This window comes from Caballeronia sp. LjRoot29 (assembly GCF_964252755.1).
Classification (GTDB): Bacteria; Pseudomonadota; Gammaproteobacteria; order Burkholderiales; family Burkholderiaceae; genus Caballeronia.
Genome location: NZ_CAXUPU020000006.1, coordinates 224,313 through 237,747, shown reverse-complemented (window position 1 = coordinate 237,747; position 13,435 = coordinate 224,313). Strand labels below are relative to the sequence as shown.

Annotated in this window: 12 protein-coding genes; 5 read left to right on the top strand and 7 right to left on the bottom strand. The window is 58.3% G+C overall.

The genetic code is table 11. The features are described 5' to 3' along the window. Positions 1-209 precede the first annotated feature (209 nt). Positions 210-1,334, top strand: a complete 1,125-nt coding sequence (locus ACSQ83_RS10245) for an FUSC family protein (protein ID WP_436228040.1) — start codon at positions 210-212, stop codon at positions 1,332-1,334. 21 nt (positions 1,335-1,355) lie between these two features. On the opposite strand, the gene ACSQ83_RS10240 is transcribed toward ACSQ83_RS10245, so the two are convergent. Beyond that, positions 1,356-1,922 (bottom strand): TetR/AcrR family transcriptional regulator, encoded by a 567-nt coding sequence (locus ACSQ83_RS10240; protein ID WP_436228039.1) that lies wholly within the window; start codon positions 1,920-1,922, stop codon positions 1,356-1,358. Between the two features lie 169 nt (positions 1,923-2,091). Here ACSQ83_RS10240 and ACSQ83_RS10235 point away from each other — a divergent pair, with 169 nt between their 5' ends. Continuing rightward, entirely contained in the window at positions 2,092-2,760 is a 669-nt protein-coding gene (locus ACSQ83_RS10235; protein ID WP_436228038.1) for a glutathione S-transferase family protein, read from the top strand. Positions 2,761-2,868: 108 nt separating this feature from the next. Here the strand turns inward: ACSQ83_RS10235 and ACSQ83_RS10230 are convergent, their stop codons facing one another. Then, entirely contained in the window at positions 2,869-3,270 is a 402-nt protein-coding gene (locus ACSQ83_RS10230; protein ID WP_436228037.1) for a GFA family protein, read from the bottom strand. Positions 3,271-3,392: 122 nt separating this feature from the next. On the opposite strand from ACSQ83_RS10230, the gene ACSQ83_RS10225 reads away from it, so the two are divergent. Next, positions 3,393-3,887 carry a hypothetical protein gene (locus ACSQ83_RS10225; protein ID WP_436228036.1) on the top strand — a complete coding sequence of 165 codons (495 nt, stop codon included), beginning with the start codon at positions 3,393-3,395 and terminating at the stop codon, positions 3,885-3,887. A gap of 19 nt (positions 3,888-3,906) precedes the next feature. Here the strand turns inward: ACSQ83_RS10225 and ACSQ83_RS10220 are convergent, their stop codons facing one another. From ACSQ83_RS10220 to ACSQ83_RS10200, 5 genes are all read right to left on the bottom strand, one after another. Beyond that, complete coding sequence (locus tag ACSQ83_RS10220) at positions 3,907-5,880, bottom strand: beta-galactosidase (RefSeq protein WP_436228035.1); 1,974 nt, start codon at positions 5,878-5,880, stop codon at positions 3,907-3,909. Positions 5,881-5,916: 36 nt separating this feature from the next. Continuing rightward, the gene (locus ACSQ83_RS10215) at positions 5,917-6,768 is read right to left on the bottom strand and encodes a carbohydrate ABC transporter permease (RefSeq protein ID WP_436228034.1); all 852 of its coding nucleotides are present in this window, start codon (positions 6,766-6,768) and stop codon (positions 5,917-5,919) included. 19 nt (positions 6,769-6,787) lie between these two features. Then, positions 6,788-7,693 (bottom strand): carbohydrate ABC transporter permease, encoded by a 906-nt coding sequence (locus tag ACSQ83_RS10210; protein WP_436228033.1) that lies wholly within the window; start codon positions 7,691-7,693, stop codon positions 6,788-6,790. 87 nt (positions 7,694-7,780) lie between these two features. Continuing rightward, positions 7,781-9,034 (bottom strand): ABC transporter substrate-binding protein, encoded by a 1,254-nt coding sequence (locus tag ACSQ83_RS10205; RefSeq protein ID WP_436228032.1) that lies wholly within the window; start codon positions 9,032-9,034, stop codon positions 7,781-7,783. Positions 9,035-9,142: 108 nt separating this feature from the next. Then, complete coding sequence (locus ACSQ83_RS10200; RefSeq protein WP_436228031.1) at positions 9,143-10,282, bottom strand: ABC transporter ATP-binding protein; 1,140 nt, start codon at positions 10,280-10,282, stop codon at positions 9,143-9,145. Positions 10,283-10,484: 202 nt separating this feature from the next. On the opposite strand from ACSQ83_RS10200, the gene ACSQ83_RS10195 reads away from it, so the two are divergent. Both ACSQ83_RS10195 and ACSQ83_RS10190 read left to right on the top strand, forming a co-directional pair. Further along, the gene (locus ACSQ83_RS10195; protein WP_436228030.1) at positions 10,485-11,507 is read left to right on the top strand and encodes a LacI family DNA-binding transcriptional regulator; all 1,023 of its coding nucleotides are present in this window, start codon (positions 10,485-10,487) and stop codon (positions 11,505-11,507) included. 638 nt (positions 11,508-12,145) lie between these two features. Further along, complete coding sequence (locus ACSQ83_RS10190; RefSeq protein WP_436228083.1) at positions 12,146-13,423, top strand: efflux RND transporter periplasmic adaptor subunit; 1,278 nt, start codon at positions 12,146-12,148, stop codon at positions 13,421-13,423. Positions 13,424-13,435 lie beyond the last annotated feature (12 nt).

Genomic DNA, 13,435 nt, shown 5'->3' with positions numbered 1-13,435 from the left:
ACCTGACCATGTCACGAATCCACGCGTTAGCTGGATTGAAAGTGCGCTTTAAAACGCTCGCCAAATAAAATAGACTGACAAAATCGGGCGCCTGATTTTGCGGGCTTCGTCAATCATCGTCCCGGTTGATACTCCCGTTTCTCCTGCGACCCTATAAACCGCTTTACGTTGTTGGCCAAACGAACCTTGCACACAACACGGTGAAGCCAATGAATGATGACCCCCAAAGCTCCAGGGACTACGGTGCGAATTATTGCCGGGGCATCCTGCGACCGGTAACGGCAGTTAGCCGTTGGCTCGACCATGTCGATCCGGGTACACATCGGCGCATCAAGGGGTTGAGACTCGTGACCGCCTATGGCATTGCCGCTGCGCTCGGGACGCTGCAGGATATTGCCCACAGCGTGCCGAGCAGCGTATCTCTAGGTTACCTTGCTGGAAACTTTGCGCTCTGGGCGAGCGTGTCCGAGGGAAAAACGACACGCGCCGAGTCGAGCCGTGATCTCGCGCTGCTGAGTTTCGCTGCCGCACTAGGCGCAATCCTCTTCGTGATGTCTGTTCAACCATTGCAGACCGCCGGACGAGCGGGCCCGGAATTGATTCTTGTAAGCGGCGCATTCCTGGTCGGATATTTGAAGCGATTCGGCGTGCTGGGGGCTGGAATCGGATCGCAAATTTATATCGGAGAGCTGCTCGCCTACGGCGTCCGTCTGACGATCACCGACCTGTGGGCCATTGTCATTGCCGCGTTGATCGCCGCGCTGGCGTCAATCGTGCCACGCGTGTTAAGCGGCCCTGCGGAGCGACCCGTTTCCATACCGGCGCTCGCGGCAGGCATGGCGCCCGGTTTCCGTCGATACTCGCCCGAGTTTTTCATGGGATTACAGGCGGCCACGGGCGCGTTGATCATCGTGATCCTGAACGGCTTGTTCAGCCTCGAGGAATCTGCCTGGGCGATTACCGCATGCACTTACGTGGTCGCGGGATCGGCGACCGGCACCAAACAGCGCGTGCATCGCCGTATTCTTGGCACATTGATCGGCGTTCCGTTAGGCCTTGCTTGTTTGCCAGTCGCCGAGCACGCGCCGCTGCTAATCTGGGTTGCGGCCGCGGCTGCCATGATCGTCTATGCAATGGCGTTACCGGAGCGCTACGACATTGCCTGCGCGGCGTTCGCTTTCACGTTGATCGTGACGCTCGCGGCAAGCGGCGTGCATTCAATTCCCCTGCTTGCGGCACGCGCCTGGGAGACGCTTCTCGGCGGAGCAATAGGTCTCGTGGCCGCTATGTTCGTGTTCCCTCTTCGGTCCTCTGAATCCAGCTTGAAAAACTGAGTGCAAGGTGCTGAGCCTGGATCAAGGGAACAGGCCGGCTGCCCGATATGCCGTAACCGCACGATCAAACATGCCGATGTCACCCCGCCCTCTCGCCACGAGTTGAGCACCTCCGATTGCAGCAAAGATCGCAAGCGCCCGGTGCTGAATTGCATCCTTTCCCGTCTTCGCCTTTCTAAGCGAGAGAATTTCAGTCAACCACTTGACGTTGACGTTGGTGAAACGATCCACCTCTGCCCGCACTTCCACAGGCAAGCCTTCGTATTCGGCGGACATGATTCCAACCAGGCACATCCGATTGTCATTGACCAACGCCGCACGAAAGATGCCCGTGTAAGCGATCATGCATTTGTGAGCGTCTTTGGACGTAGCGAGCAGTTTTTCAAGTGCTGCGCTGCCGTCGTCGGTATAGCGTTGGGCCAGAGCGGCGCCAAGGTCGCCCTTGGTGGCGAAGTGGTGGTGGATGCTCGCACTGGACACCCCTACTTCTTTTCCGATTTCACGAAAGCTCAACGCGTTGTAGCCGTGCGCCTGCACCATGAGCCGCGCCACGCTCATGATTCGTTCTTTGGTATCTGTGGTGGTCATCAGGAGCCTTTGTTCACAAGTCGATCGTTGACCGCAGTGTATCTCTATCGGTAGATAAGCGCAATCATTCCGTTAACCTATCGATAGATAGCCCTTGACATCGCGATTTGCTCACCCCATGATTCGGTCCTCCACCTAACCTATCGATAGATAACCTAAAGGATCGATCATGAGAATTTACGACACCCCTGGCTTCCCGAATCCCGCCCGCATTCGTATCGTTCTTGCCGAGAAAGGACTGGATTCCCAGATTGAATTCGTGAAGGTGGATCTGTTCGCGGCTGAGCACAAGCAGGACGCGTTTCTCGCCATCAATCCGGCCGGCACGGTTCCCGTGCTTGAACTCGACGACGGCACGTTCATTTCGGAATGTGTTGCGATTACCGAATACCTCGACAATCTGGATGGAAACCCTACGCTGACGGGCAAGACGCCGAAGGAGAAAGCGGTCATTCACATGATGCAAAAGCGGGCCGACGATCAACTCATCGATGCTGTCGGTATCTACTTCCACCATGCAACCCCGGGACTGGGCGCCCGCCTGGAAGCCTACAAGAGTCCTGAATGGGCTCACAGGAAGGCATGGGGTGAGCGCAACCAGGAGAAGTTCGTGCGCGGCATGAAGTACTTCGACACCGTGCTCAAGACCCGCCCTTACGTGGCCGGCGATAATTTCTCCATGGCAGATATCACGGCTTACGCCGCGCTCATGCACGCCAGCGTCGCAGGCATTGCGATTCCCGATGATTGTTCAGCGTTGTCCGCGTGGCAGGCAAAGGTGTCGGAGCGGCCGAGCGTGAAGAACCGAAGCGGACAGGTGATGGAACTGCCGGCCTGACGTTGGCGTGACGGGCTGATGCATGCAGGAGATCGCGGCGCGAATTTGGTCTTGGCCAGGATCATCGACGCGTTGCGCTGATCGACTGCGATCATCAGCTCGGCCGCACTAGCCAAATTCGTCGTACTGTGGCAATTCGTCGGTAATGGTATGCCACGGCGCTTTGGAGCCGACGAAAATATGGGCGGTTGGGCGAATACTCGGAGTGTCGCTAAGCGTTCCTAGTGTGACGTGAGCAAACTCGCCTTCACGAACGACGGAAAACAAAAGGCTTCCGCAGAACTTGCAATGAGCATCGTGACCTGCATTCTTGTCGCCAAAAATCAACAGGTCATCTTGACCCTGAGTGACCTCCAACTTGTTGCTCTGGATACCCGCAAATGGCTTGAACGCGGAACCCGTCGCACGGCGGCAGTTTGAACAATGGCAGTTCAATGCATAAACGAACTCGTCCTTCACCGCGTATTGGACCGCGCCGCAAAGACATCTGCCTGCAAGCAACGAATTCACGTTTTCCTCTACGAAGAAGTCATGTTAGGGCGCATCAGTTAGCGCCTACAGTCATTTTAGTCCCTCCTTTACGATAAGTAGTCGCGGCGTGGATCGGCGTGAAGCCGCTGGTTGAATGGCAAATGAAAGCACCGCTCAGCGACAAACAGTTGCGTTGCGACGGGATAAGCCAGAGGCGTTGTGCTTGGGGAACTCCGCCTGTGCCACAATCGTTGTATGGGGAGTTGTTACGATGGGTATTACCCGCCGCCTTGACATATTCCAATTGCAACGCCCGAGTTCAGCGCGTCATCTCCGAATTCGGCCGTTCCTCACCTAGCTGCGCCATGCCAGAAAATAACGAAAAATCTAAACCCAACACTTCGCCGAATGCGGGGCAGCCTGCTGCCGCCCCGCGCAAACCGAAGCACTGGCAGCCGTCTCGCGCGCTGCGCAGCATCCTGATGGTGGTGATGGGCTTTATCGCCTTCGTTATTGTGTCGGGCATTGTTCTGTACAAACCGATCATGTACGGCGACATGATCGAGAACTTCGGCATAGTCATGATGCTGACCGTCCCGGTGATTGCGGCCGTCGCCTTCCGCGTGGGTCTCGATTCCTGGCTCGATGCGGAATAAGCCGGGAACGCAGGTTAGCTTAACCAGTCTGCGCGCTTTTCCACGCGCAGACATCGCCCGTTGCAAGCTGCCGCTGCCCAAGCACAAACGTCGCATCGACCGGTGCGGGCGCTTGAACCTGCATCGCACCAAAGTTGAACGCGAATGTCAGATCGCCTCGGCGACGAACTCGCAAGCCGTCGACCAGCAATTGCGTCTCGATGCCGGCCTCCTTCGCCGCTTGCGCCAGCACCGCACGATGCAATCCGTGCGACAGCCACGCCGCCACATATCGAATCGTTCCGTGACTTAGCACGGCTGGCCATGCGTCATCGAACTGCGCGTCAACGCGCACGTCGCCATTGGCGCGGACATGCTCCCGCCAATGCATGGCATGCCCCTGATGACCACCAAAAGAAAGCAAGGGCGTGAGTGTCGGCCGCAGCGTTTCGACTTCCAGCACCTGCATTGGCAATACGTTCTGCAGCGAGCCAGGCGGGAGGCCAGGCGGAATTGCGAACTCAGTCGTCTTCGAACCGCTCCTCGGACCGAATACCCATTGCGCAGAACTCTTTTCTATCTGTTCGACAAGCGTCTCATCAATCACCGCGATACTTGGGATGACTACCAGCCGATATGACGACAGATCGGCCTTGCTCGAAACAATATCGACATCCAGGCCGAGTTCACGCAGCGCCTCGTAGTAGTCGAACACCAACATCTGGTAGTCAAAGGTCTTGCCGTGACGCTGAATCTCGAACATCCATTGCGTCTCGTAGTCGAACACGATCGCAGTAGCTGCACGAGTCGGTGCGCCGAGTCCTGACAACGCCGCCGATGCCGCAATCTCGCGGGCCGCCTGCTGCACTTCAAGACCGCCTGGAGACAATTCGTTGTTAGGCAGATTAAGCCCGGAGTGCATTTGTTCCTGCGCAAACGGACACTGGCGCCAACGGAAATACGAGACCAGTTCCGCGCCGTGCGCGAACGCTTCATAAGCCCAAAGCCTAATCATGCCCTTGGCCGGCACAGGATTCCACAACGCCCAGTTCACCGGTCCCGCTTGTTGCTCCATCACCCAGAAACGACCCCGGCCGATGGATCGATAACGATCGTGATCGAACGCCGAAACGTCGGGATGCGCCGTCCTTGCGTAACGCGCTTTCTGCTCTTCTGGCAATGCGATCGATTCGGTGCGTGCAATGGGATAGCTGTCCCACGCGGCCACATCGATCGCACTATCTTCCGCAAAACGATAATGATCGAAGGTCGTGAAAAAGCCCATGAAGTTATGCAGCAGGTCTGCATCAGGCGCATGCCGCCGCAGCACCTCGACCTGCTCGCGATGAAAACTCGCCACCTCATCTGACATGAAGCGACGAAAGTCGAGCAGATGAATCGGGTTGGCGTCGGTCGGTGTCAGGTTCGGCAAACCGATTGCATCGAATGACGGATATTCCATACTCCAGAACACGTTGCCCCACGCTTCGTTAAGCGCGTTGACGCTCTCATAGCGACGCTGCAGCCACGCGTGAAAGCGCTTCAATGCGGCGGGGGAATAACTCGGCACGGTATCGTGACAACCGAGTTCGTTGTCGGTCTGCCAAGCAACAATAGCGGGATTGCTCCCGTAGCGCTCTGCCATTGCCGTGACAAACCGAACGCACTCGCGCCGATAAATGTCGCTGGAAATATCGTAATGGCGACGCGAACCGAAGTTCCAGCGCACGCCATCCGCCCGCACCGGCAACACGTCCGGATGCGCATCGACTAGCCATTTCGGCGGCGACGCGGACGGTGTACCCAGCACGACTTTGAGCCCCGCGGAGGCCAGCGTCTCGATGGCTTCGTCAAGCCATTCCCAGGCGAATTCGCCGGCCCGCGGTTCCATCCGGCTCCACGCAAATTCCGCGATTCGCACGTGCGTGATACCAAGTTCGGCCATGCGTTTTGCATCGTCGGCCCACATTGAACGGGGCCATTGTTCCGGGTAATAACACACACCAAGTTGCATGAGAAAGTCTCTTTAATAGTGACGGCGAACAAGCACTCAGCCCTTGCTTGCACCAAAAGTCAGACCGGCGACGAAATGCTTTTGCATCGCGAAGAACATGAGCACGGAAGGCAATGCGGCCAGCACCGAACCCGCTGCCACGAGATTCCACGCGGTCGTCCATTGGCCCTTGAGTGCGGCGACGCCTACGGTGATCGGCGCGGCCTCATCGCCCTGCGTAAGACATAGCGCCCAGAAGTAATCGTTCCAGACAAACGTGAACACGAGGATGCCGAGCGCGGCGAGCGCCGGCCGGATCAGCGGCAGCACGATCCGCAAATAGACGGTCCATTCACTCGCTCCTTCCACGCGCGCCGCCTCGATCAACTCGAATGGAAGCTGCTTGATGAAGTTGCGCAGGAACAGCGTGCAAAAGCCAGTTTGAAACGACACATGGAAGATAACGAGCGCCCACACAGTGTTGAACAAACCTACTTTCAACGCCATGTCGCGTACCGGGATCATCAGGATCTGGATGGGGACGAAGTTGCCGGCAACGAACGCGAACAGCACAGCGGTATTGCCCGGGAACTTGTACGTTGCCAAGGCGAAACCCGCCATCGACGCCAGCACGATCGCGCCGACCACCGATGGCACCGTGATCAGCACGCTATTGGCGAAGTAATGCAGCATGGGCGTTTGCGTGAGCGCCGTGCCGTAGTTTTCAATCAGCGCAAAGTGCTTCGGCCAGCCCCAATAGTCGCCTAACGATAGCTCCTCCGAAGAGCGAATGGAGGTGACGAGCACGGCCAGCATCGGCAGCAACCAAATCAGCAGCGCAATCGGCAGCGAGGCTTTGTACAACCTGCGGTTAAGGGGTTTCCAGCGTTCAACGGGAAGTGGATACATGACACGTGACTCCTGGAAATCAGCGTTCTTCGCGCAGCATGCGGCGCAGATGGAACACGATATAGACGAGCATGATGGCGAACAGCACGACTGCGATCGCGGCGGAATATCCCTCGCGGTAATACTTGATCGCCTGGTCGTACATGTAATAGGCAAGCACCGTGGAACTGTCGAACGGACCACCGCCGCTCATCACGGCGATCAGGTCGAAGCTTCGCAGCGCGCCTATCACGGTGAGCACCACGGCCATGAAAGTGGCGGGCCGCAATTGCGGCAGGATCACGTGCCATAGCAGCGCCACGCCCTTCGCGCCTTCCATGCGCGCCGCCTCGACGACCTCGGGATTGATGGCCGTTAGCCCGGTGAGGTACAACACCATGCAGAACGGTGTCTGCGGCCACAATGCGGCGAAGATAATGCCTAATGTCACCGTGTGCGGATCGCCGAGCACTGGAATGCCATGCCCGACAATAAGCCTTAGCAAACCAAACCCCGGGTCGTAGAACCAGCTGAACACAAGACCCACCACCACGCCTGACAGCACGAACGGCGCGAAGAACAATGACTTCACAATGCGCATGCCGCGGATCTGCTGGTTCAGATACAACGCGAACAGCAAACCCAACGGCGGCGCAAGCAGGAACAGCGCGAGCCAGATCAGGTTGTTCTTGAGCGCCGTGTAGAAGGTGTCCGAGTGGAACAGTTCGATGTAGTTATCGAAGCCGGCGAACGTCTTCGGCGTCATTCCGTCCCAGTTATAAAAGCTGAGTGAAATGCTGCTGATGATCGGATAAACCACGCACAGGCAAAACAACGCGCAGCCCGGCAGCAGGAAGAAAAATGCGGCGCGGTGCTGATGACGGCGTGTAGTAGAGACGTGCCGGCGCCTCGCCGCGGGTAAGCGGCGCGCTACGGAATCAGACATGATCGGGCCTCGTCGGAGATCTTTGGCGAGCGCCGGCGCTTGCTGCATTTCAAACATATGCAACATGCAACCGCCGGCGCCGCAGGCTTACTTCTTGTAGATACGCTTGCGCGTCGCTTCGAGGCGCACGAGCACGGCGTCGAGTTGCGACGGATCGCTATAGAACTCCTGCATCGCCTTCATCCCTTCGTCGGCCATTTCCTTCGTCATGTCGCGATCGTAGAACTGCGCAATGCCGCCCTTCGTATTCGCGAGCGTCTGGAAACCCACCTTCGAAATTTCATCCTCAGGTTCGGCAGACTGACTGTTCGACGGCAATTGGCCCCAACCCTTCGCGAGATCGGCGTTGATCTGCGGCTGCTCCATGAACGCCAGCAACCTGTGGGCATCGACCTTGTTCTTTGCCTTCGCCGGAATCAGCAATACGTTCACCGGGCCGTCTTCAGCCACGGGCACATTGGCGTCGATCACGGGGAAACGGAAGAAGCCGGTTTGCGGACGGATCGAAGCCGGAATGCTCGCCGAGAAGAACGTGCCCATCAGCATCATCGAAGCCTTGCCGTTCGCGAGGAACGGCGCGATGGAATCGAGGTCGTAGGACAGCGCGTTGTCGATGAAGTAATGATCGTCGATCAGCGTTTTCCAAGCGGCATAGACCTTTTTCACACGCGGGTCGGTGTACGGAATTTCGCCCGCCATCAATTGCTGATGGAACACGTTGCCGTTAATGCGCAGGTCGAGATAATCGAACCATGCGGCGAGCGTCCAGCTATCGCGAGCGGCTACGGCGATCGGTGCAACACCGCTTGCCTTCAGCTTCTTGCAGGCGTCGAGGAATTCATCCCAGGTTTTCGGCTCGCCCTTGATACCGGCCTTTTCGAACAGATCCTTCCGGTAGAAGAAGCCATACGCATCGTAGCCAAGTGGTGCCGCGTATTGCTTGCCCTTGTAAGTTGACGCTTCCTTGACCGATGCATATTGCTGCGACCAGCCGTTCTTGCTCCAGTCCGGCGACAGGTCGTCCAGCAAGCCACGTTGCGCGTAATACGCCATCCGTTCGCCGTCATGCCACGAGACTACATCGGGCGGATCGGTGGCGAGCCAGCCGCCCATCTGAACCTTGTACGCCTCTTCGGTGATGTAGGTCACCTTGAGGTCGACATCGGGATTGGCTTTTTTGAACTTGTCGAACGCGTCCTGCCAGGTCGAACGCTGGTTACCGCGCGCCGATACGTTGACGGTCAGCGTGGCGGCGTCGGCCACGGTACAGCCGAGCACGCCTGCTACGAGGGCGAGCGCCGCCGATGCGCGAGCCAGACTGCGAAGGCGATGTGCAATCATCTTTGTCTCCTTGACTACTTTGTTGGCTGACAGCAAAACACTGCCAGACGATGTAACCCGCTCTGTGGCGGAATCAGTTTTAAATCTATGCGTTATGCTAAGTAATTCTCAAGCTGCGGCTCGCTCGGGCTCGACCACACTGCGCCGAAGCGCCAGCCCATCCGCGTCGAATACGTGGCATGCTGAAGCCGGAACGTGAATGCGGACGGGCTCGCCTGGACTGATCGATGTATCGCCGGGCGCTTTCGCGACGAGCGTGCCGGTCGCGTGATCCGCATGAACGTAGCTGTGCTCGCCGAGCCGTTCCGACAGCACTGTGACGCACTGAATGGACTGTTCATCGCCATCGAGTTGCAAGTGTTCCGGGCGCACGCCAAGGGTGACCGGCTGGCCGCGCTGCAACCGTTGACCATCAACGTGCGCGACGAGACGATCGCCGCTTTGCGCAAGCGTGACCGTCACGCGGCCGGCACCAATCGACTCAACCACGGCATCGATAAAATTCATTCTCGGTGAGCCAATGAAACCCGCCACGAAGCGCGACTTCGGATGGTGATACAACTCAAGCGGCGCACCCGTCTGCGCAACGCTGCCGAACCGCTCGGCATCCGCGCCTGCGTGCAGCAGCACGATCCTGTCGGCGAGGGTCATCGCCTCGACCTGATCGTGGGTCACATAGACCACGCTCGCATTTGCAAAGCGCTGATGCAGCCGGGCAATTTCCACACGCGTCTGGCCGCGCAACGCAGCATCGAGATTCGACAGCGGTTCATCGAACAGGAACACGCCGGGTTCGCGCACGATGGCCCGGCCGATCGCAACACGCTGGCGCTGACCTCCCGATAACGCTTTGGGAAATCGATCCAGATAGTCGTCCAGTTGCAGGATGCGCGCGGCATCACGCACCTTCCGGTCAATCACGTCCTTGGGCTGCTTCGCGAGTTTCAGGCCGAACGCCATGTTGTCGAACACGGTCATGTGCGGAAACAGCGCGTAACTCTGGAACACCATGGCGACGCCGCGCGCCGCGGCGGGCACATCGTTCACGAGACGCCCGCCAATATGCAGCTCGCCATCGCTTAAGTCTTCGAGACCGGCGATCATTCTCAGCAGGGTGGACTTGCCGCACCCCGATGGCCCCAGGAACACGCAGAACTCATGCTGCGCAATCTCCAGATTCACGCGCCGGATAACCGGCGCGTGGTCACCATATGACTTCTGCACGTCCACCAAACGAATTGCCGCCATGCTGCCTCCCGGATTTAACCGCTTAAATTTTTGCGCAAAAAAAGCGGCACATCCTTGTGCTGCGTGTATTTAACCGCTTAAATTCGGGTACGATGCAACAATTCATGATGGCTGTCTCTGTTGTGTTTTCCAGAACTTATCAACGTCGCCAATCGCTTGCAACATTTGAATCACATTCCCTGAATGTGGGAAAAATAGAAAAATGGTCACTCTATCCGAAGTTGCAAAGCGCGCTCATGTCACCGCGGCGACCGTGTCCAACGTGCTGCGCAACCGCGAAAAAGTCCGCCCGGAAACGGCCGACCGCGTGTTGAAGGCCATTGCCGATCTTGGTTATCGGCCCAACCTGAATGCGCGTGCGCTGGCTGAAGGCAGATCGTCGACGCTAGCCTTGATGCTCTCCAATATCTCGAACCCGTTCTATCCCGAGTTCGTCCTGGCAGCCGAGCGCGCGGCCCGCAAGGCAGGCCATTTCCTGATGGTGTGCAATACCGACGACGACGCCGAGATTGGCCGCGCGTACCTGAATCAGATCGCGGGAACGCTGGCCGATGGCGTGCTCGTGATGAACACAGACATTGCCATTAACGACTTGTGCGCGTCGGCCATGCACAGCGCGCCAATCCTGCTGGCCATGTGGGAGCATCCCGAGACGCCGCCTGCCTTGCCCTGCATCGCGGTGGATTTCGCGCACGCGGGTGCGCTGGCCGCCGGCCATCTGCTCGAACTCGGCCATCGTGAAATTGGCCTGCTGATCGGCGATGGCTGCGGCGGTTTGCAGGATGCCCGTTTAAATGGTTTTCGCGCCGCCATGCGCGAGGCCGGGATTGAAGCCGACGCCGCTGCAGTGCTGCAGATCCGCGATTCTATCGACGCAGGGTATGCAGCCTGCATGCAGTTGATGGCGAACCGGCCGCACCTCACCGCCATTTTTGCGACCAACGATCTGTTGGCGATTGGCGCGGCGCAGGCGTTGATCACGCTTGGCCGCAAGGTGCCGGACGATGTGTCGGTGATCGGCATCACGGACATTCAGCTCGCGCACCAGGTGCATCCTGCTTTGACGACCGTCGCAATTCAGACCGCGGCCATTGCGGAGTTATCTGTCGATCGACTGATCCAGCTTATTCAAGTGCCGGACGTGCAACCGTCGATGGTTATCGCTCCGCCGCCTAAACTTGTTGTGCGTGCATCCACCGGACCGCGGCGCGCTGGACCAATCTAAAGTGCCAGCGAGCGACCTTGCAAAACCCGCACGCGACTATTTAGTTAGGATTGCAAAGGCTATTTGTAAGCTTGGTGGACACTAACGCTCCTTAGTTTCAGCCGCTAGCCATGGCGATAACTTTCTATTAGCTTTCTACAATCTAACAATAGACGTTATTGCCGAATACGATGATATGTACGGTTCTTTCGTAAGAAAGCCCACCGCTGTATTACACGACGTTACTCACGCTCCTTTCGTAATGGTTCGGAATGCTTCATCCAACACGATCGGGCAAAATTCGGCCTCTGGTTCGTTACACTGCGATACCGTCTTATCCATTCATTAAAGATTGGGTGGTCACTGTCATTGCGTCAGCCTGATGAACTTGTATTCATTCGTTCGATCACAAGGGACGCAATAGTCTCAATGCCACGTCATATCTGCTTAACGAATGAATAAGGCCTGAAGCAGCAATCACAATGCGAATTCAAAAGCATGCCTGGCTCGTCGCCCGGTCTTGCCAGGGAATTTCGCTAACGAATACAACCGGCCAAGCCGGGGATGAAAGACATGTGGCACTTGCCGGGCGGCTTCTGATTGCACCGCCCGGTTATCCAGGGCAGAGATTGTTTTCGGAGGGCGTTGGTATGAGCGGTATGAGCGACACCGGTTCCACGCAGGTAAAGCCCAAGAGGCGCTGGCGCTTCTGGCTCTTGTTGCTGGTGCTGGTGCTGATAGCAGTCGTGGTCGTGCATTTACTGCGGGCCAAGAAGCCGCAACGCGCCACTCCGCCGCAAGTGGTGACGGTTGCTACGGCGACCCTCGGTTCCATGCCCGAGATCCTGAGCGAACTGGGCACGGTGACCCCCACCGCTACCGTGACCGTGCTGCCTCAACTGAGCGGATACCTCACCGCTGTCGGTTACCGCGAAGGCCAGGATGTGCAGAAGGGCCAGTTCCTGGCCCAGATCGATCCCCGCCAGTATGAAATCGACAAGCAGCAAGCCGAGGCGACCCTCGCCAAGGACAAGGCTGCACTTGCACAAGCGCGCGCCGACCTCGTCCGCTTCACGCAGTTGAACGAGCGCAAGTCCATTGCCGAGCAGACCTTTGCCGACCAGCAATTCCTCGTGCAGCAGGACGAGGCTGCGGTGAAAGTCGACTTGGCGAACATTGCGCAGTTCGATCTCGACCTCGCTTATTGCCGCATCACAGCGCCGGTTTCCGGGCGCGTCGGCCTGCGTCTTGTTGACCCGGGCAACTACGTTACCGCTTCGTCGTCGCCGGGTATCGTGGTCATCACCACTATGAAACCCACCACCGTGCAGTTCACGGTGCCGCAAGATTCGCTCGCGAAAGTGCTGCAGCGCATGCACGGCGGCGCGAGCCTGCCGGTCACCGCCTACAGCAGCGACAACTCCAGGGAGATCGCCACCGGCACGCTCTACGCGGTCAGCAACCAGATGGCGACGAGCACGGGCACGATCACCCTTCGCGCAACGTTCCCCAACGACGACGAAGCACTGTTCCCGAGCGAGTTCGTCAACGTCAAGCTGCTCGTCGATACCTTGCAAAATGCCGTGCTGGTGCCAACGCCGGCCGTGCAAACCGGTGCACCGGGCGACTACGTCTATCTTGTGAACGCGAACAACACGGTGTCCGTGCACAAGGTCACCCTCGGTCCGAGCGACGGCAAGAACACGGTCATTACGTCCGGGCTTGCAGCGGGCAACATCGTGGTCACCGATGGCACCGACCGCCTGAGCGACGGCCTGAAGATCCAGGCCGCTGCGGCAAAACCCGCCTCTGGCGGTGCTGCCGCTGAAGCTCCGGCGTCTGGAGCGAGCGCAGCGAGCGGCGCTCAGGGTCAGCATAAGCACGCCCACGCCGGCGCCTCGGGGGCGGCCGCGGCCGCGGCCGATGCAGCCTCGTAGACGCTAAGCCCA

Excerpts from the sequence above, each read along its gene's own strand:
- ACSQ83_RS10195 (WP_436228030.1), top strand. The coding sequence starts at position 10,485 with ATGGTCACTCTATCCGAAGTTGCAAAGCGCGCTCATGTCACCGCGGCG.
- ACSQ83_RS10240 (WP_436228039.1), bottom strand. The coding sequence starts at position 1,922 with ATGACCACCACAGATACCAAAGAACGAATCATGAGCGTGGCGCGGCTC.
- ACSQ83_RS10235 (WP_436228038.1), top strand. The coding sequence starts at position 2,092 with ATGAGAATTTACGACACCCCTGGCTTCCCGAATCCCGCCCGCATTCGT.
- ACSQ83_RS10215 (WP_436228034.1), bottom strand. The coding sequence starts at position 6,768 with ATGTATCCACTTCCCGTTGAACGCTGGAAACCCCTTAACCGCAGGTTG.
- ACSQ83_RS10205 (WP_436228032.1), bottom strand. The coding sequence starts at position 9,034 with ATGATTGCACATCGCCTTCGCAGTCTGGCTCGCGCATCGGCGGCGCTC.
- ACSQ83_RS10225 (WP_436228036.1), top strand. The coding sequence starts at position 3,393 with ATGAAAGCACCGCTCAGCGACAAACAGTTGCGTTGCGACGGGATAAGC.
- ACSQ83_RS10190 (WP_436228083.1), top strand. The coding sequence starts at position 12,146 with ATGAGCGACACCGGTTCCACGCAGGTAAAGCCCAAGAGGCGCTGGCGC.
- ACSQ83_RS10220 (WP_436228035.1), bottom strand. The coding sequence starts at position 5,880 with ATGCAACTTGGTGTGTGTTATTACCCGGAACAATGGCCCCGTTCAATG.
- ACSQ83_RS10210 (WP_436228033.1), bottom strand. The coding sequence starts at position 7,693 with ATGTCTGATTCCGTAGCGCGCCGCTTACCCGCGGCGAGGCGCCGGCAC.
- ACSQ83_RS10200 (WP_436228031.1), bottom strand. The coding sequence starts at position 10,282 with ATGGCGGCAATTCGTTTGGTGGACGTGCAGAAGTCATATGGTGACCAC.
- ACSQ83_RS10245 (WP_436228040.1), top strand. The coding sequence starts at position 210 with ATGAATGATGACCCCCAAAGCTCCAGGGACTACGGTGCGAATTATTGC.